At 62.9% G+C, this 16,660-nt stretch carries 20 protein-coding genes; 11 read left to right on the forward strand and 9 right to left on the reverse strand.

The features are described 5' to 3' along the window. Nucleotides 1–17 precede the first annotated feature (17 nt). Both CO731_RS07740 and CO731_RS07745 read left to right on the forward strand, forming a co-directional pair. Nucleotides 18–806, forward strand: a complete 789-nt coding sequence (locus CO731_RS07740; RefSeq protein ID WP_108606676.1) for an ATP-binding cassette domain-containing protein — start codon at nt 18–20, stop codon at nt 804–806. A gap of 116 nt (nt 807–922) precedes the next feature. Beyond that, entirely contained in the window at nt 923–2,524 is a 1,602-nt protein-coding gene (locus CO731_RS07745) for a CHASE domain-containing protein (RefSeq protein ID WP_108609691.1), read from the forward strand. A gap of 79 nt (nt 2,525–2,603) precedes the next feature. Here CO731_RS07745 and CO731_RS07750 read toward each other — a convergent pair whose 3' ends face one another. The 5 genes from CO731_RS07750 to CO731_RS07770 all read right to left on the reverse strand — a co-directional run bounded on the left by CO731_RS07750 (nt 2,604) and on the right by CO731_RS07770 (nt 5,657). Beyond that, entirely contained in the window at nt 2,604–2,849 is a 246-nt protein-coding gene (locus CO731_RS07750) for a YMGG-like glycine zipper-containing protein (protein ID WP_108606677.1), read from the reverse strand. A gap of 170 nt (nt 2,850–3,019) precedes the next feature. Next, a complete protein-coding gene (locus CO731_RS07755) occupies nt 3,020–3,340 on the reverse strand; it encodes a hypothetical protein (protein WP_108606678.1) in 321 nt (106 codons plus the stop codon). A 97-nt stretch (nt 3,341–3,437) separates the two neighbouring features. Then, nucleotides 3,438–4,403 (reverse strand): sensor histidine kinase, encoded by a 966-nt coding sequence (locus CO731_RS07760; protein ID WP_245439666.1) that lies wholly within the window; start codon nt 4,401–4,403, stop codon nt 3,438–3,440. Between the two features lie 219 nt (nt 4,404–4,622). Next, the gene (locus CO731_RS07765) at nt 4,623–4,787 is read right to left on the reverse strand and encodes a DUF1328 domain-containing protein (RefSeq protein WP_108606680.1); all 165 of its coding nucleotides are present in this window, start codon (nt 4,785–4,787) and stop codon (nt 4,623–4,625) included. A 75-nt stretch (nt 4,788–4,862) separates the two neighbouring features. Continuing rightward, entirely contained in the window at nt 4,863–5,657 is a 795-nt protein-coding gene (locus CO731_RS07770) for a response regulator (RefSeq protein ID WP_108606681.1), read from the reverse strand. 201 nt (nt 5,658–5,858) lie between these two features. Here CO731_RS07770 and CO731_RS07775 point away from each other — a divergent pair, with 201 nt between their 5' ends. Together CO731_RS07775 and CO731_RS07780 are read left to right on the forward strand one after the other, a co-directional pair. Beyond that, nucleotides 5,859–6,056 carry a NepR family anti-sigma factor gene (locus CO731_RS07775; RefSeq protein ID WP_108606682.1) on the forward strand — a complete coding sequence of 66 codons (198 nt, stop codon included), beginning with the start codon at nt 5,859–5,861 and terminating at the stop codon, nt 6,054–6,056. 6 nt (nt 6,057–6,062) lie between these two features. Next, the gene (locus tag CO731_RS07780; protein ID WP_108606683.1) at nt 6,063–6,611 is read left to right on the forward strand and encodes an RNA polymerase sigma factor; all 549 of its coding nucleotides are present in this window, start codon (nt 6,063–6,065) and stop codon (nt 6,609–6,611) included. Here the strand turns inward: CO731_RS07780 and CO731_RS07785 are convergent. Beyond that, a complete protein-coding gene (locus CO731_RS07785; RefSeq protein WP_108606684.1) occupies nt 6,597–6,980 on the reverse strand; it encodes a response regulator in 384 nt (127 codons plus the stop codon). The genes CO731_RS07780 and CO731_RS07785 overlap by 15 nt on opposite strands. A gap of 133 nt (nt 6,981–7,113) precedes the next feature. On the opposite strand from CO731_RS07785, the gene CO731_RS07790 reads away from it, so the two are divergent. After that, nucleotides 7,114–7,875: a Crp/Fnr family transcriptional regulator gene (locus CO731_RS07790; protein ID WP_108606685.1), complete on the forward strand. Its 762-nt coding sequence runs from the start codon at nt 7,114–7,116 to the stop codon at nt 7,873–7,875. A 108-nt stretch (nt 7,876–7,983) separates the two neighbouring features. On the opposite strand, the gene CO731_RS07795 is transcribed toward CO731_RS07790, so the two are convergent. After that, nucleotides 7,984–9,003: a linear amide C-N hydrolase gene (locus CO731_RS07795; RefSeq protein WP_245439803.1), complete on the reverse strand. Its 1,020-nt coding sequence runs from the start codon at nt 9,001–9,003 to the stop codon at nt 7,984–7,986. 189 nt (nt 9,004–9,192) lie between these two features. Here CO731_RS07795 and CO731_RS07800 point away from each other — a divergent pair, with 189 nt between their 5' ends. Both CO731_RS07800 and CO731_RS07805 read left to right on the forward strand, forming a co-directional pair. Then, nucleotides 9,193–10,650, forward strand: coding sequence for an amidohydrolase family protein (locus CO731_RS07800; protein ID WP_343207443.1), 1,458 nt, complete (start codon nt 9,193–9,195; stop codon nt 10,648–10,650). A gap of 117 nt (nt 10,651–10,767) precedes the next feature. Further along, nucleotides 10,768–11,514 (forward strand): hypothetical protein, encoded by a 747-nt coding sequence (locus CO731_RS07805; protein ID WP_245439805.1) that lies wholly within the window; start codon nt 10,768–10,770, stop codon nt 11,512–11,514. A 162-nt stretch (nt 11,515–11,676) separates the two neighbouring features. On the opposite strand, the gene CO731_RS07810 is transcribed toward CO731_RS07805, so the two are convergent. Beyond that, nucleotides 11,677–12,789: an AI-2E family transporter gene (locus CO731_RS07810; protein ID WP_108606688.1), complete on the reverse strand. Its 1,113-nt coding sequence runs from the start codon at nt 12,787–12,789 to the stop codon at nt 11,677–11,679. A gap of 121 nt (nt 12,790–12,910) precedes the next feature. Between CO731_RS07810 and CO731_RS07815 the strand changes: the two genes are divergently transcribed. Together CO731_RS07815 and CO731_RS07820 are read left to right on the forward strand one after the other, a co-directional pair. Continuing rightward, nucleotides 12,911–13,237, forward strand: coding sequence for a DUF883 family protein (locus CO731_RS07815; protein WP_108606689.1), 327 nt, complete (start codon nt 12,911–12,913; stop codon nt 13,235–13,237). Nucleotides 13,238–13,255: 18 nt separating this feature from the next. Further along, a complete protein-coding gene (locus CO731_RS07820) occupies nt 13,256–13,708 on the forward strand; it encodes a hypothetical protein (protein ID WP_108606690.1) in 453 nt (150 codons plus the stop codon). Between the two features lie 4 nt (nt 13,709–13,712). Here CO731_RS07820 and CO731_RS07825 read toward each other — a convergent pair whose 3' ends face one another. Then, nucleotides 13,713–15,122 (reverse strand): HWE histidine kinase domain-containing protein, encoded by a 1,410-nt coding sequence (locus tag CO731_RS07825; protein ID WP_245439807.1) that lies wholly within the window; start codon nt 15,120–15,122, stop codon nt 13,713–13,715. A 153-nt stretch (nt 15,123–15,275) separates the two neighbouring features. Here CO731_RS07825 and CO731_RS29000 point away from each other — a divergent pair, with 153 nt between their 5' ends. After that, complete coding sequence (locus CO731_RS29000; protein WP_199914573.1) at nt 15,276–15,446, forward strand: hypothetical protein; 171 nt, start codon at nt 15,276–15,278, stop codon at nt 15,444–15,446. Nucleotides 15,447–15,653: 207 nt separating this feature from the next. Further along, on the forward strand, nt 15,654–16,586 hold the full coding sequence (locus tag CO731_RS07830; RefSeq protein WP_108606692.1) for a PRC-barrel domain-containing protein: 933 nt from the start codon (nt 15,654–15,656) through the stop codon (nt 16,584–16,586). Nucleotides 16,587–16,660 lie beyond the last annotated feature (74 nt).

Below are 16,660 nucleotides of genomic sequence, written 5' to 3' on the forward strand. Positions count from 1 at the left end.
ATCCGGGAGCCAAGATCATGGAACAGACCCGTATCCCGCTCGTCGACCTCAAGAACATCTCCATTGCCTTCGGCGGCATCCGCGCCGTCGACGATGCCTCGGTCGACCTTTATCCCGGCGAAGTGGTGGCGCTGCTCGGCCACAATGGCGCCGGCAAGTCGACGCTGATCAAGATCCTGTCAGGCGCCTACAAGCGCGACGCCGGCACGATCATGGTCCGGGGGGAGGAGGCAGCGATCTCCAACCCGCGCGACGCCAAGAAATATGGCATCGAGACGATCTACCAGACGCTGGCGCTGGCCGACAATGTCGACGCCGCCGCCAACCTCTTCCTCGGCCGCGAGATCATGACCGCCTACGGCACGCTCGACGACGTCGCCATGGAGGCCGAGGCACGCAAGGTGATGGGCAGGCTCAACCCGCGCTTCCAGCGCTTCAAGGAGCCGGTGAGCAAGCTTTCCGGCGGCCAGCGACAGTCGGTGGCGATCGCACGCGCCATCCTGTTCAACGCCCGCATCCTGATCATGGACGAGCCGACGGCGGCCCTCGGGCCCCAGGAGACGGCGCAGGTCGGCGAACTGGTCAAGCAGCTCAAGGCCGACGGCATCGGCATCTTCCTGATCAGCCACGACATCCACGACGTGTTCGACCTCGCCGACCGCGTCTGCGTGATGAAGAACGGCCAGGTGGTGGGCACGGCACGTACCCAGGACGTGACCAAGGACGAGGTGCTCGGCATGATCATCCTCGGCAAGTGCCCGCCCGGCGCGATCCCCGGACCGGGAGCGATGCAGATCGCGGCCTGAGTTCTGCCAACTTCCCGGCGGCGTACGACCCTGGTTAAAAGCATGATCGCGAAAAGCAGTTCCCACTTTTCGCGATCATGCTTTAATGGTTGCAGGGTGACACGAGCCGGCCGGAATTGAGAAAGTACTTCCCCAGTCTGATCTTTGTTGGCGTCACGCTGGTTAGCCTGACCATGGCGGCGCTCGTCTATCTGGCAACCGTCGAGGCAGCCCGCATCAAGTTCCAGTCCGTGGCCGACGATGCGCTCAACCGCATCGAGGGCCGGGTCGAGTTCGACCTTGCCCTGTTGCACGCGACGCAGGCGATGTTTGCCGCCCAGAAGGGCAAACTCTCGCGCGACGAGTTTCGAGACTACTTTGAATCGCTCGATGCCGAACGGAACTTTCCCAGCCTGCGAGGCATCGGCTTCGTCAGGTTCATCAACAGTGCCGACAGCGACGCAATCACGCGCGAGCTGAAGGACGGCTACGGCATCGACCGGGCGCCTTTCCCGCAAACCGAGCTGCAGTGGCGGACGCCGATCGTGCTGTTCGAGCCGATGAGCAAGGCCAGCCTAGATGCTATGGGTTTCGACATGGCGACCGATCCGCTGCGTCGGAGCGCAATCGAATCGGCAATGGCGGCGCAAGGCGAGCCGCGGGCGACCGGGCGCGTGTTGCTCGGCCAGGGCGACAATGCCAGGCAGCCTGGCATTTTGGTTTTTGCGCGCGTCGACCGGCCTGAAGGCGCGGGTGCGGCACCCGCCGGTTTGCTCTATGTCGCCTTCCGCTCTGCCGAATTGTTCCAGGCGGCGCTGGGCAAGGCTCCGCTGCTGCCGCTGGCGGTGGAGGTGTTCGACGGCACCAGGGATGACGACACGCTGTTGTTCCGCTCGCAAGCGCCGCCCGACGCCAGTTATGGCGACGATTTTTCGGTGACGCGCGAAGCCAATGTGGCCGGCCGCAAATGGACGATCAATTTCAGGCCGAGCACTGCTTTCGTGCCACCGTCGCCAAGCACGGCACCGTTGATGCTGGGTCTGTTCGGACTGGTGCTTGCAGGTTCCATCGCGCTTGTGGCCCGCTACCAGCAGCGTGCCTATGAGGCGGCGACGCTGCTTCATGAGGCGAGCGAGAAGAGCCTGCTGGAAAAGGATCTGATGCTTCAGGAAATGAAGCACCGCATCAAGAACTCGATTGCGCGGGTGCTGGCCATGGCGCGCCAGACGGCTTCAGGCGCCAAGGACATCGATGAGTTCTCGGCGTCCTTTTCGGCGCGGCTGCAGGCGATGGCTGCGTCCCAGGACATGCTGACGCGCTCGCGCTGGCAGAAGGCCGATTTGGGCGAGTTGCTGCGCATCGAACTCGGCCAGGTGTTCGGCAAGGAATTGCCCGAGGACATGATGAAGGGGGACCTGGTCGAACTGGACGAGACGACGACGCAGGCGCTGGGGCTGACTTTCCACGAGTTGGCGACCAACGCGCTGAAATATGGCGACGGCGACAATTCCGTCGGTGGGCTCAAGGTGGATTGGCGGCTGTCCGGCAAGGGCAAGGGGCGGCGGTTGCTGCTCAACTGGATGGAGCGTAACCAGAATGGCGTGACGAAACCCGAGAAGATCGGCTTCGGCACCAAGCTGATAGACATGAACATCACGCGCGAACTGGGCGGCAAGATCGAGCGGTCCTATGCGGCGGACGGCTTGAGGGTCGAGATCGATATTCCCTACCGCGGCTGAGCGGCGGCTACGCTTGAGGCAAAGAAAAGCCCGGCGACGGGCAGAGCCGGCGCCGGGCGATTTGTTCGTGCCATCCGCCTTAGCGGCAGCGCGCAGTGTAAATCTGGCCGCGGCTGTTGCGATACTCGCAGTAGCCGTTGCGCAGGTTGCGGACCAGAAGGCCCGAGGCCGCGCCGACGGCGCCGCCGATGACCGCGCCCCTGCCGCCGCCGATCAGGGCGCCAGCGACTGCACCAACGCCCGTGCCGGTCACAACGTCACGTTCGGTGGTGGTGCAGCCGGAGATTGCAACGACGGCTGCAATCGCAAGAATAACCTTCTTCATTCAATCAGTCCTCTCACTTTAACATCGTCCCGTTCGACACTTAGCGCATCGCCTCGAAATGCGGAATCATTTTTCGAGGCAGTACGTAAATTCAATCAGTTAGGGGCAGCAGGCAGGCGCGCGGAATGGGGGCTGCGGCAACGGCCGTGAAAATCCGCGCTGCGATTCGGTCAATGAAGATACGCTTCCCCCGGTTGCGCCGGCTCAGAAACGGCAACGACGCTGGAGACGGGAAGCGACGCGCCGAGCATGCCGTTCGGCAGCACGTTCCAGGTCAGCTGGTTGTATTCATCCTCAAGCGCCGGGTCGACTTCAAGGCATTTGGCGAGGATCCGGGGATGCTGCGGCGCGAGCATACTCACGGCCTTGGGCAACGCGGCCTGGCAATCCTCGTAGACCTCGAACAAGGGCGTCGGTGCCGGAATCTCACGGCATCCGGACAGGTCCTGCGAGCAGGAAATAACCAACAGAAGTGCTGCGATGTGTTCCATGGCAAACCACCTTCGCCAAGAAACGAGGAGGTAGGGTCAAAAGTTCCGCCTTGGCAGGTAGCTCAAACGATTGAAACCAACCGAGCGAGGAGCCCGGTCACTCCAGTTCGAAATTGGCCTTGGGCATGACCAGACGATATTCCAGCCTGTCGGGACCGATCTCGAGTTTGGCACTGCCGTTGAGCGCGGCGGGGACGACCCGCTCTAGCGCCACACTGCCGAAGCGCTTCTTGCGCGACTCGCTGTCTGGAACCGGGCCTATCGCCTCGGTCCAGCGAACGGTCATGTGCACCTCGCCGTCAGCATCCGGAGCTGCAACGGCGGTTATCTCGACATAGCCACCGTTGTGGGCAAGCGCGCCGTAACTCGCCGAGTTGACGGCCAACTCATGCACGGCGAGGCCGATGTGCAAGGCAGCGTTGGGATTGAGGTAGGGGTCGTCGCCGGAGATCCGCACAGCTTGACCGGTGTCAATGCTGTAGCGGCCGACCTGGCCGATCACCAGCTCTCGGAAGCCGGCGCCGCGCCAGTTGGACGACGTGACCAGATCCTGCGATGAGGCGATGGACTGGAGCCGGCCGCGAAAGCGCTCGAGAAAGCCGTCGACGGAAGTCGAATAGTGGCCGGTCTGGCTGGCGATGCTCTGAATGATGGCGAGCAGGTTCTTGGAGCGGTGACTGACCTCGCGCAAGAGCGCCTTGAGTGTCTGCTCGCGCAGTTTCTGCTCGGTGGTCTCGATGACCGTGACGACCACGCCCTGAACCTGGCCCCGGGCCGAGCGGTCGGCGTCGATGCAGATTTCGAACCAGCGCATGCCGGAGGATTTGTCGGCCAGGCTGATCTCGAGGCCGCCGGAACTGCCGGTGGCGATGGCGTTCTTCTTGGCCGCGACCAACCGGTCGGCTTGTTGCGCCGGAAGCAGGTTGTGGTCGCTTCCGTGCCCCCCGATGACTTCCTCCCATGGCGGCTGGAGGTTGTGTGACCAGACAGTCCGCAGCTTGCGGTCCTGGTACAGAACGGCGATGCCGGCATTGCGGGAGGCATGGAAGAAGGCGGCGTCCAACCTGGAACTTTTTCCCATCGATGGAGAGGGATTGGCCATAGACGAGCCGCCTTCACGGGTTTTTCAGCTTGCGGTGACGACGCGATGCGCACACTCCGATGCTGCTGAAACGGTACCGCCGGGCAGCGCTTCAAGAAGGAGCGCTACCCGGCGGCGCTGGATTCCGACTGAGGGGGCCGGCTTCCAGTTTGGGATTGGTGCTTCATCTTGCCGAGGCGATCATGCGCGCCTGAACAGGCCCGCGATGAGCGAGATCACCAGGAAGGCGAGGAAGACGAAGAACAGGATCTGCGCGATGCCGGCCGAAGTTCCGGCGATGCCGCCGAAGCCAAGGGCGCCGGCGATGATCGCAACGACAAGGAATACGAGCGCCCAATAGAGCATGATCTATCTCCTTCAAATGATAGATGAAAAACGTTCCGCCCCAAGGTTGGTTCCCTGGGGCGGTGCTAAAAAGGGCTATGCCGCAGCCTTTGCCTGCCTGTCAAAGAACAATGCCTGGCTAATCAGCGCCTTGACCATTTCGGGGTTGAAGGGCTTGGTGACGAGGAACGCCGGCTCGGGACGCTCGCCGGTCAGCAGGCGCTCGGGGAAGGCGGTGATGAAGATGACGGGCAACGGCCTTGCAGCCAGCATCTCGTTGACGGCCTCGATGCCGGAACTGCCGTCGGCTAGCTGGATGTCGGCGAGGATCATCTGCGGCCGTGTCCGCTTGAACAGCGCTGCAGCCTCTGCATGCGTACGTGCCGTTCCGACGACACGATGGCCGAGGCTTTCCACCATCTCCTCGATGTCCATGGCAATCAGCGGTTCGTCCTCGATGATCAGGATGTCGGTTGCGACCTGACGCGAAATCTCGCCGCTCGCCTCTTGCAGCAACCGGGCGAATTCTTCCTGGTCGGTGTCGAGCACCTCGGCCGCCTCGATGTCGTTGAAACCTTCGACGGCGACAAGAAGGAAGGCCTGGCGTGGGCGTGGGGCGATTGCGGACAGATTGGCCGCGGCACGCTTTTCCCAGGCCAGGGGCGACGATTCCTGCGGTACCCGGATCGATACCGAGGTGAAGAGACGGGCAAAGACCTTGTAGAGCGCAATGCGGTCGTTGGAGGCGGAGGGGAACACGTCAATGTCGTCGATGAGCGCTTCGAGCATCGCGGCCACCAATGCGTCCCCACTTCCCTGGGAGCCCGACACGGCGCGCGAGAAGCGGCGGAGATAGGGCAGGTGTGGAGCAATTCTCGTGGATAGGGTCATATTCGACGTTTCCCTCATGTGATGCTGTCATATCTTCGTGGAAGCGTGCCACAACGCGTTGCCTGTGCAAAAGTTCCTCTTACGTGGAACCTATCCGCATTTGGGGAGTTGGGTGCAAAATTCGGGAAACCGGACAAGGTTGTTGCGCGCCGTCAGTATCGGGAGCGGGACGTCTGACGGTGTAAAAGGGCAAGCAAGCATATGACTAGGCAGAGCAGTGGCGCCAGCAGCGCCGGGCCGATTCGTCGCCGCGATGGCGAACCTCTTGGGGCCAACTCCGAAATCGGCAGAAAACTCAAACAATATTATGATGAACTGGTGTCCGACGACGTGCCGGATCGTTTCGCGCAGTTGCTCAGCCAGCTGGAAGAAGCTGAACCCGCACAGCAGAAGGACTGACCAGGCATGGCAGCATCCCTTGGTTTCAAAGGCGACTTGCTCGCGGCGATTCCTGGCCTGCGGGCCTTTGCCATGTCGCTGTCGCAGAACGCCGACAGGGCGGACGACCTTGTCCAGGAAACGCTGGTCAAGGCGTGGGACAAGCAGTCGAGCTTCCAGCCCGGCACCAATCTGAAGGCCTGGCTGTTCACCATCCTGCGCAACGAGTTCTATTCGCAGATGCGCAAGCGCGGACGCGAGGTGCAAGACAGCGACGGTCTCCTGACGGCGCGGCTCGCGGTGCATCCGAGCCAGCCCGGACGGCTCGACCTCGACGACTTCCGCAAGGCGCTGGAGCAGCTTCCCGAAGACCAGCGCGAAGCGATCATCCTGATTGGCGCGTCGGGCTTCTCCTATGAGGAGGCGGCGGAAATCTGCGGTTGCGCCGTGGGCACGATCAAGAGCCGCGTCAGCCGCGCCCGCAACAGGCTGCAGGAGATCCTCGATATCTCGGGCGAAGCCGACTACGGGCCGGACGCGATCGCGGCCCAGGTCATGGGGTCAACCGTCAGCTGAACTCGCGAGCTTGCGGACGCTCGCGACGACGGCCTCGACGAGGTCTTCGCCGGAATAAGGCTTGCTCACCAGCCGGACACCCGGGAAGCCGGCAAAGAGTTCGTCGAGCTGGTCGTATCCCGAGGCGAAGACGAAGGGCACGCCGGCCGCCTTGATGCTGCGCGCGAAGTCGAGCGTCGGCTCGCCGTCGAGCATGACGTCGATGATGGCGACATCATAAGGCTCTGCGGCCTGCTGGGCTTCGCGCAGGTTGGCGGCGAGGATGACGTCCTCGGCGCCGTGGTCACGGCAAAGCTGGTCGACATCGAGCGCGATCAGCGCCTCGTCTTCAAGCACAAGAATACGCAGTCCTGAAAGCGGGGCTGGCACGTCGCGGACACTCCAAGGAATCGAAGCCGAACATGGCGTTTGTCGAGGCCGCTGTCATTTAAAAAAGACATGGATGGAGCAGTCTGGAACCTTTGTCACATCGCGGCGTTGGCGAGCACAATCAGGAGTTTGCATGACAGCGCGGAGCGACTCAACCGACATGACGCGGCAGGTTCCGTGCGAAAGCTGTCCATTGCGGCAGATGCCGGTATTCAGGGAATTCGAGAGGTCGGAACTGGCCTTTGTCAGCAGCTTCAAGCGCGGCGAACTGGCCGCCGACAAGGGTGCCACGTTGCTGTCGGAAGGCAGCAACAGCGCGCACCTTTACACGGTGCTGTCTGGCTGGGGTTTTCGCTACAAGCTGCTCGAGGACGGGCGGCGACAGATACTGAACTATGTTCTGCCGGGCGACATGATCGGTCTTCAGGGCAGCCTGATGGGCGAGATGCAGCATTCGGTCGAAGCACTTTCGCCGATGCTGCTGTGCATGTTCGAGCGCGACAGGCTGATGGAGCTCTATCGCGACTATCCCGGTCTTGCCTACGACATCACCTGGATCGCCGCGCGCGAGGAGCGCATGCTCGACGAGAACCTTTTGAGCATCGGGCGCCGGTCGGCGCTTGAGCGCGCGGCCTATCTCCTTGCTTTCATTGCCAGCCGGGCACGCAAGGTCGGCATGAACGGCACCAGGAAGGTCGAGATCCCGATCACGCAACAGCACGTGGCCGACACGCTCGGCCTCTCGCTCGTCCACACCAACAAGACGATCCGGAAACTGATCGACCGCAAGCTGGTGCAATGGCGTGACGGCGGATGCACCGTGCTCGACATCGACGGCCTGATGGCGCTTGCCGACTGGAGCGGCCTCGACGAAAGCGTCCGCCCGCTGCTCTGAGGGACTGCGGACCAATTCGCCGCGCCCATGTGTCTTCGACGGCCCGGTCAACGGTGCCGCCGTCCAAGGCGTCTTATGCCGGTATCGGCATAAGACGCATCCTTTGGCTCAAAGCCCAAGGAACTCGAAAGGTGCGGTTTCCTTGAACTGATCGTTGGCCATGCCCGAGTAGATATGCGTCTGATTGGGGCCGAGGTCGAGTTTCATCACCTTGCCGGTCTGCTCGGTGAAATCAACCTCGGTCAGGTCGACCCAGAAGACATTTGGGGTCAGCGCCGACTCGAAGAAATAGAGCTTGCGCTTATGGTCGGACACGGTGCGCCAGCGCGTCGAAGAGATGTTGGGCTGATCCGGTGTGGTGATGCCAAAAGGAACCGATACGTTGCGGATCACGCTGAAGGCGCTTGCGATCGCTTCGACGGGGTCTTCGCTCTTCGGGATCGCGTTCACATAGAAGGAAGCGCGCGTGAAACGGTCGGAGGCGCGGTTCGTACCGGGCAGCATGACCGTGCCGCCGATCTGCTTCCAGTATTCGTTCAGCGCAAGCTGCTTATCGAAGACCGGGGAGTTGGTCATCACCTGATAATCGCGGCTGTGGTGAATAACCTGCTTGCCGTCGATATATTCGATGATGGCACTGTCGCCCTTGGCATCGGAGAGCGAGAGATGCAGGGTCGCTAGCCTCTCTTCGCCAGGAACGCTATCCGTGACGACGGTGAAGGGCTCCTTGGCAAGCGTATCGACCGCTTCCTGCACCGTCGCAAAATTGTCGAGTACATATTGCGCCCACGCCGCTATCGTCAGGCCAGGCTTCTTGCCGTCGTATTCTGGGTAGGAGGATTCCACCAGCCATAGCACATTGGCGACAAGGCCAGCCTCGTTCATGCCATCCGTTGTCGAGATGTCGTAGCCCGTTGCGATGACGCTGCCATGTTTCGACGTCCACTGGACCGAGTTCGGCCCGGCCTCTCCGGATCGCTTCATGCCACGCGGGAACACCCACAAATTGGTGCCGACATCGAGCTTCCAGTCCATGGAACGCGCTGTGATAACTTCGTCGTTTGCACCATGATAGACGAAGCGCGTGCAAGCTTCGGCCGCCGGTACAACCAGCATGGTCGTTGCCATGAGCGCAGCCGTGCAGACAGCGGCGAATGAACGGTTTTTCAAAATCATGGCTTCTCTTGTCCTCAATTTCCGGTCGACTGGTCGACTACTATCAGCCCGGTCGCTTTTTGAAAGCCAGGCGAGTTGATGAGTTGATTGATCTTCGCCGGATTGGCATAGAACGGTTGCAAGCGTGAGAGGGGACTAATCTTGTTGTTTCGCTTTGGTCCGAGATACCAGCACCTGACCCATGGCAAGAGCTGCGCCTGCCACAGCCCGCAAGCGCAGCAGCTGCTTGCACGCCTTGATATGGGGCTGTCGCGCCGCGCGGTGCTGAAGGGGGTCGCAGCAAGTCTTGCCGCCCCTGTCCTTGGCATCGTCAGCCCTGCTTTCGCCCAGACTGCGACTAAGCCGATCTTGCTGACGAACGTGAATATTTTCGACGGCACGAACGGCAAGCTCGTCGAAGGCCAGGGCGTGCTGATCGAAGGCAACCTCATCAAGGCCCTGGTCGCTTCGGCGGAAACGGTCGCCGATGCCGACGTGATCGACTGCGGCGGATGCACGTTGATGCCGGGCATGATCGACGCGCATTGGCATTCGATCCTTGCGGGCATCTCCCAGATCGTGGCCATGACCGCAGACATCGCCTACGTCCATCTCGTCGCCGCACAAGAGGCCGAGCGCACCGTGCTGCGTGGCTTCACCACGGTGCGGGATGTCGGCGGGCCGTCCTTTGCGCTCAAGCGCGCCATCGACGAAGGGCGCATCGCGGGACCACGCATCTATCCTTCCGGCGCCATGATCTCGCAGACGTCCGGGCACGGCGATTTTCGCATGCGTACCGATTTGCCGCGTACGTCGCAGAGCGATCTCAGCACGGCGGAGCAAGCAGGCATCTCGGCGATCGCCGATGGTGAGGCGGAAGTGCTTCGCCGGGTGCGTGAGCAGCTCATGCTCGGGGCCAGCCAGATCAAGATCATGGGCGGTGGCGGAGTGGCCTCTTCCTACGATCCGGTCGATGCGCTGCAATACTCAGAGGCAGAGATGAAGGTGGCAGTGGGCGCAGCGGCGGATTGGGGCACATATGTCTGTATCCATGCCTATACGGCTGCCGCCGTGCAGCGGGCGCTTGCCTGCGGGGTCAAATCGATCGAGCACGGCCAGCTGGCCGACGACGAGACGGTCAAGCGCATGGCTGATGCCGGCGCGTGGTGGAGCATCCAGCCTTTCCTTGCCGACGAAGATGCCAACACCTACGCCTCGGCGGAACAGCGGGCGCAGCAGCAGCAGATCGCCGAAGGCACAGCCAGGGCGGTCGAACTGGGGCGCAAGCACGGGGTCAACATGGCGCTCGGCACCGACATATTGTTCAATCCGAAGGGAACCGCGACGCAAGGGCGGCAACTCGCCAAATTTGCCCGGTGGTACGACAATGCGGACGTATTGCGCCTTCTGACCAGCGGCAATGCCGAACTTGCGGCTCTCTCGGGCCCGCGCAATCCCTATCCGGCAAAGCTCGGCCGCATCGAGGCCGGAGCCTATGCGGACATTCTCGTCGTCGACGGCAATCCGCTGGAGGACATCTCGTTGATCGCAGATCCTGACCGGACGATGAAGCTCGTCATGAAGGATGGGCGCATTCACAAGAACACGCTTTCGGCCTGACAGAGGAAAGAGACCTTGAACCGATTTGCCATCATCGTTGCCTTGTCCCTCTGTGGCTTGCAGGCTGCTTACGCCGCCGACACCGTCCTCGGCCTTCCGGAAGAGCCGGCACCTGACGTGACGGAGCGCCCACTCCGGGCGCTGCAGATCACGCCTTACATGTGGGCCGCCGGCCTTGACGGGAGCATCTCGCCCTTCCAGCGCGGCCCGACGATGCACGTGGAAAAATCGTTCTCCGACGTCATGGACGATCTCAATTTCGGCGGCTTCGTCAATGTGTGGGGACGTTATGACCGCTTCGTCTTCTCGGGCGATCTGATGTATGTCGACACGTCGGACGGCCATGGCACCGGGCCGCTGCCTGCGATGCAGATTCCGGGCCTGGGCGTTGCGATCCCGCCGGGTGCCAGCGTCGATGCCAAGGTCGACAGCAAGCAGTTCATGGCCACGCTGCAGGGCGGCTATCGCGTCATCGACACGCCGCAATTCACCCTCGACGCGCTCGGTGGCATACGCTTCTGGCACATTTCAAACGACGTCACGGTTACTGCAAGCCACGCCCTCATTGGCAGCCGCTCCGCCAGCCATGGAGAAAGCTTCGGCTGGGTGGATCCAGTGGTGGGGCTGCGGGCATTCCTTCCCGTGACGGACAAGCTGTCTCTTCAGGCACAGGCCGACATCGGCGGCTTTGGTGCAGGCTCCGAGTTTACCTGGTCAGTGCTTGGAACGGCCAACTACATCGTCACCGATCGCTTTTCGGTTTCGGCAGGGTACAAGGTGCTCGATGTCGACTATGAGCGGGGCGGCCATGTCTACGACACGCGCCTAAGCGGTCCGGTTCTGGGCACAACGTGGCGCTTCTAGGTCTTTCTTGGACTTAGATCGGGCTCGCACCGACCACTGCAAAAGCCACGAACGACTGCGTCGGCATCTTGCCGACGTCGTCGCCGCCATAAGTTCATCCGAAGGTCTGGACTTCGCAACCAAGTCGTCCGATCCGTTCCACCAAATACCGGGACTAAACATCTAGCGTCCGTACTGGCGGTCCAGGTCGTCGACGCCCCAGTTCACGCCTGGCAGCACATTGCGGATGATGGCGTAACCGACGAGTAGCGCCGGTATGGCGATGAAGCCGCCGATGGCACCCCACAGCCAGATCCAGAACGCCAGCGCCAGTAGCACGACGAACGGGTTCAGCGTCATCGTTCGGCCGATGACCATCGGGGTGACGAACTGGCCCTCGATGGTGTTGACGCCGAGATAGAGCGCGACCGGCAGCAGGCTAGCGCCGATGGTGTCGAACTCGGTCAGGCCGACGGCGAACAGGATGACCACCATGACCAAAGGGCCGACGAACGGAACGAAATTGGTGACGATCGCCAGCGCGCCCCAGAGCGGCGCCGAGGGCACGCCGAGAAGGTAGAGCCCAATCCCGACGGTCAGGCCTTCGGCGAAGTTGATGACGGTGATCGACAGCAGATATTGCGAGACGAGCTGTTCAACGTCGCGGAAGATATGGGCGACGCGCCAGCGCAGGCGACGGTTGAAGCAGATGCGGAGGATCGCTGTGCGCGTCTGGTAGCGCGTTGCGACAAAGAAATAGAGACTGGCGAAAAACAGCAGCACCTGGGCGATGACGGCAGGGGCGAGCGTTGCCATCGTCTCGACCCCCATGCCTTCGTCGACGGAAACCGACACGCCTTCGCCGCCGGTCACCTGGCGCAGCTGCTCGCGCATGCTCTTGAAGGTTTCGAGGGGCCCCTGCAATTCGGACAGCTGCGTGGCAAGCTGAGCCCATATCTGCGGCAGGCGCTGGAGCCAGAAACTCAGCGGCGAGGCAACCAGAAGCGCAAAGACACCGACGGCAATGATGAAGAGCAGTACGACTGCGGCCGCGGACAGCGCCGGAGGGATGCCGAAACGCTCGAGCCGGGAGGCAAGCGGGCCCAGCATCAGGCCGATGACGACGCCGAGGCCGATGGGGGTAAGGATGAACTCGCCGGCGTGAAGCGCGAACACGGTGGCGATGATGCCGACGAAAATTATCGACACCTGCGAGCCGCGCACCAGCAAGAGTTCGAAATTCGATTTTGGCGGCAGGCGAACGGTCGGTGCCTTCTTCATGGTGCGGTTCGACATCGACGGTTTCCAGCTGAATGAGACTGGCAAAACGTCCGGCGGTCGGCGATGGTTCCTGTGGCGATGGGAACCGACAGGCGCACAGGGCGTTTCGACCCCATCGAACGCAAGGAGTATCGACATGGCGACAGCTGCAGGAAAGCCCGGCAACGGCACCAAGACGCCCCCGGACCTCGAAGCCGACATCAAACAATTGAAGGCCGACATCGAAGCGCTCGCCAAGCAGTTGGCGGCAACCGGCGAGCACGGTTATGGCGCCGCGCGACGGGTGGCGGCACAAGGTGCGGATCAGCTGAAGGCGCAAAGCGACGCTGCCGTCGAGGCCTTGCGCGCCAACGCCAGGGACATCGAAGAACAGTTCATGGCGACCGTGCGCGAAAAGCCGGTGACGTCGTTGGCCATCGCCGCTGGCGTCGGCTTCCTCATCGCGCTGCTGGCGCGGCGCTAGTCGTTGGCCGGGGGACACATGCTGGCATCGCTGATTGCGGGTTTCGCCACCGGCGAGACGACACTTGCCCTGCGGCGAACCCGCAGGGCAGCGGTGGCCTACCTCGCCGCCGGGCTGGCCGCGTTGTGCGGAGTGGGCTTCCTGGTCGGGGCCGCCTTCGTCTGGGCGGCACGACGGTTCGGCCACATCGAGGCGGCTCTGGGCTTCGGCCTCGGCCTATTGGTGCTCGCCGGGCTGATCCTTCTCATCCACAAGCTCGCCGCTGGCGCCCGCGCCCGCGCAGACCGGAAGCGTCGGCGTACTGACATCGCCGCGCTCGGCACGACGGCCGCTGTGGCGCTGCTGCCGACATTGTTGCGCAGCAAGGGCGGCATAGGTGCGGTGCTGGGGCCGGTCGTGGCGCTGGCCGCCTATGCGATCTATCGCGAAAACAGAAAGTCCGACGACGGCGACGGGCCGGCCGGCGAATGAATGCCTATGGGGTGCTTTCGGCAGGTTCGCCGAACGGCATGGAAATCTCCGCACGCACGCCTTCGGGGTGAAATTCGTGCCGGACCTCGCTCGAAATCACCTTGGCCAGGCTGCGCCGGATGAGGATTGATCCGAAGCCGTGATGCTCGGGCGGGCTGACCTCCGGTCCGCCGCTTTCCATCCATTCCAGGTTCAGGCGTTTTGCGCCTTTTCCGCCCTTGATGGTCCATGACAGGGAAACCTTGCCGCGCGGCACCGACAACGCACCGTATTTCAGTGCGTTGCTGGCAAGTTCGTGGAGGATGAGCGCAAAGCCCAGCGCCTGGTCGGGCGTCAGCAGCGCATCCTGGCCGACAATCGAAATTCGAGGCGCATCGGTGTCATCGAACGGGCTGAGTTCCAGCCTGGCGAGATCGCGGATGCCGATGCCGCGCCACTCATATTCGGACAGAAGCCCGTGGGCGAGGCCGAGGGCCCGCAGGCGCTGGCTGAAGGCGTCGAGGAATTCGCGCGGCTCGCGGGCATAGCGTACCGTCTGGCTGGCGAGCGCCTGCACCGTTGCCAGCGTGTTCTTGACCCGATGGTTGATCTCGCGCAGCAGCAGGCGCTGGCGCTCCTCGGCGTGGCGGCGCTCGGTGATGTCGTAGTTGACGCCGAACACCAGTGTCGGCCGCCCTTCGGCGTCGCGCTCGACGACGCGGCCGCGGGCCGCCAGCCAGCGTGGCGGATGGGTACCCTTGATGCGGTATTCGCCGGAATAGTCGTCGCTGCCTTCGAGCGCTTCGCGGAACATCTTGCGCGTCTTGTCGATGTCGCGCCGGTCGATGGCAACGACGATGTCGCGCGCCCGCATTCTTGTGGCCGGGGGCATGTTGAAGAGCTCGGGCAGGAGCGTATCGCATTCGACGACGCCGGTGCGCGGATCCCAGACCCAGCTTGCCAGCGCTGCCGCTTCCAGCGCCACGGCACGGCGGGTTTCGGCATGCACCAGGGCGGCCTCGGCCCGTGCGCCGGCCAGGGAGCTGTCGCGCAGCATGACCAGGCTTGCTGCGAGCGAGGCGAGCGCCTCCAACTGCCGGAGCTGTGCCGGGTCGGGCGCCGAGCGCTGCTCGCGGTCGAGCACCACGAGCGATCCGACCTCACGGCCAGACACGACGATCGGCACGGCGAGGTGGAAGGCAAAGGCGGCTGCCGGCGAACCGGGCTCGGTGGCAATGGCTGTGGCCGCCTGGTCGGCGTCGATGCCGAAATGCGAGTGGAAGGACAACACGCCGGCCTGATCGGCGAGAGCAAGCACGGCTGCGGGCGCGTGAAGGAGCGCTGCGGCAAGGCTCGTCAGCCGGTCGAAATCCGCGTCGCCCGGCGCCTCGAACGTGCTGCCGACGCCCGCGTCGCCTTGAGTGTTTTCGACCACATCAGCTTCGATGCTTTTGTTGTCCTGCACAACCGCCCCCTCGCCAGCACGGAACCTAAACGGGTGAGGCCCGCTTGAAAAGCCTTGGCCTTAGCCCGGGAACAATGCCGGGAGACTGCCGTTAGCCCTAACCAACCAGAAGGGAGAACAGCGATGACCAAGATCATTCCAGCGCAGAAGGCGCGACAGGGTACGCGCGGCCGTCATGTGCTTCTGGTGCTCCTGGCGGGCTTGTCTCTGGCTTTCGCGGCTTGGGGCGGTGCGGAATTCTATGGCGAGATGATCGATCAAAACGCCAGCCAGACGACCGCCACGCCGGGCTAAGTAGAAGTCCGTAAAAGACGATTTGGATTTGCTCGCCTGCTGCGAGCGACGATTCCAGAACCCGGCAGAGGTTGAAATCAGCGGGGCGAAATTCGGAACCATGGCGGGGTCACGACGTTGTGAACCCGTAGAGGCCGCGCCGGACCCTTCCCGCAAAAGACTGATCCAGGCGCGGCATGCATGAAACACGCACGAGGAGACTTTACCATGATCCGCAATCTTTTGGCCACGACTGCTATTGCAGCACTGCTTGCCACCGGCGCTTACGCCCAGGACACCACGGCTCCTGCGCCGGCTCCCGCGGCTCCGACAGAGGCAGCTCCGGCAACCCCTGAGGTGATCCCGCATGCCGACGGCTTCCTCGCCACCAATATCATTGGCGAGAACGTCTACAACAGCACGGCTGAAGACGCCGAGACCATCGGCGACGTCAATGACATCGTGCTTGCCGCCGACGGCACGGCCGACCAGTTGATCATCGGCGTCGGCGGGTTCCTTGGCATCGGCGAAAAGAACGTCGCCCTGCCGTACAAGGAATTCGACTGGGCCGAGAAAAATGGCGATCGCTGGCTGGTGATGGCGACGACCAAGGAACAGCTGCAGGCGCTGCCCGACTTCGACCGTCGCGGCTATGAGCCTGCCCCGGCACCCGTAGCGGCGACCGATCCAGCGGCCCCGGCGACCGACCAGACGGCCCAGGCACCGGTTGCGCCGGCCGACCAGAGTGCAGAAGCGCCGGCCCCGGCTACGCCTGACGTGGCCACCACCGACGAGACCAAGACCGCGGCAATCGACAAATCGACGCTCAAGGAACTGCCGAGCGCTGACCTGCGCGCCGAAGAGCTGATGGGCACCACCGTCTATGGCGCCGACGATGCCAATATCGGCGAGATCGGCGATATCCTGATGACGGCGGACGGCAAGATCGACGCTTATGTCATCGATGTCGGCGGCTTCCTCGGCATGGGCGAAAAGAAGGTGGCGGTCGGCAGCGACAACCTTGCCTTCATGGTCGACGCCGATGGCAAGAAGTATCTCTACACCAGCTTCAACAAGGAGCAGCTCGAGGCCCAGCCGGCCTATGACGCCAGCAGCTGGGCTGCTAAGCGCGACGAGCAGCGCCTGATCATCACCCAGTAGATGCGGCGGACCAAGTACCGCGCGACAGCCGTCGCGCGGTACCGGAGCCAGAAAGCCCGCGCTTCGGCGCGGGT

It is taken from the genome of Aminobacter sp. MSH1 (assembly GCF_003071665.1).
GTDB classification, from domain to species: Bacteria; Pseudomonadota; Alphaproteobacteria; order Rhizobiales; family Rhizobiaceae; genus Aminobacter; species Aminobacter niigataensis.

Coding starts and splice junctions, on each gene's coding strand:
- CO731_RS07820 (WP_108606690.1), top strand. CDS start 13,256: ATGCTGGCATCGCTGATTGCGGGTTTCGCCACCGGCGAGACGACACTT.
- CO731_RS07790 (WP_108606685.1), top strand. CDS start 7,114: ATGACAGCGCGGAGCGACTCAACCGACATGACGCGGCAGGTTCCGTGC.
- CO731_RS07795 (WP_245439803.1), bottom strand. CDS start 9,003: ATGGCAACGACCATGCTGGTTGTACCGGCGGCCGAAGCTTGCACGCGC.
- CO731_RS07765 (WP_108606680.1), bottom strand. CDS start 4,787: ATGCTCTATTGGGCGCTCGTATTCCTTGTCGTTGCGATCATCGCCGGC.
- CO731_RS07740 (WP_108606676.1), top strand. CDS start 18: ATGGAACAGACCCGTATCCCGCTCGTCGACCTCAAGAACATCTCCATT.
- CO731_RS07755 (WP_108606678.1), bottom strand. CDS start 3,340: ATGGAACACATCGCAGCACTTCTGTTGGTTATTTCCTGCTCGCAGGAC.
- CO731_RS29000 (WP_199914573.1), top strand. CDS start 15,276: ATGACCAAGATCATTCCAGCGCAGAAGGCGCGACAGGGTACGCGCGGC.
- CO731_RS07775 (WP_108606682.1), top strand. CDS start 5,859: ATGACTAGGCAGAGCAGTGGCGCCAGCAGCGCCGGGCCGATTCGTCGC.
- CO731_RS07780 (WP_108606683.1), top strand. CDS start 6,063: ATGGCAGCATCCCTTGGTTTCAAAGGCGACTTGCTCGCGGCGATTCCT.
- CO731_RS07750 (WP_108606677.1), bottom strand. CDS start 2,849: ATGAAGAAGGTTATTCTTGCGATTGCAGCCGTCGTTGCAATCTCCGGC.
- CO731_RS07770 (WP_108606681.1), bottom strand. CDS start 5,657: ATGACCCTATCCACGAGAATTGCTCCACACCTGCCCTATCTCCGCCGC.
- CO731_RS07810 (WP_108606688.1), bottom strand. CDS start 12,789: ATGTCGAACCGCACCATGAAGAAGGCACCGACCGTTCGCCTGCCGCCA.
- CO731_RS07815 (WP_108606689.1), top strand. CDS start 12,911: ATGGCGACAGCTGCAGGAAAGCCCGGCAACGGCACCAAGACGCCCCCG.
- CO731_RS07830 (WP_108606692.1), top strand. CDS start 15,654: ATGATCCGCAATCTTTTGGCCACGACTGCTATTGCAGCACTGCTTGCC.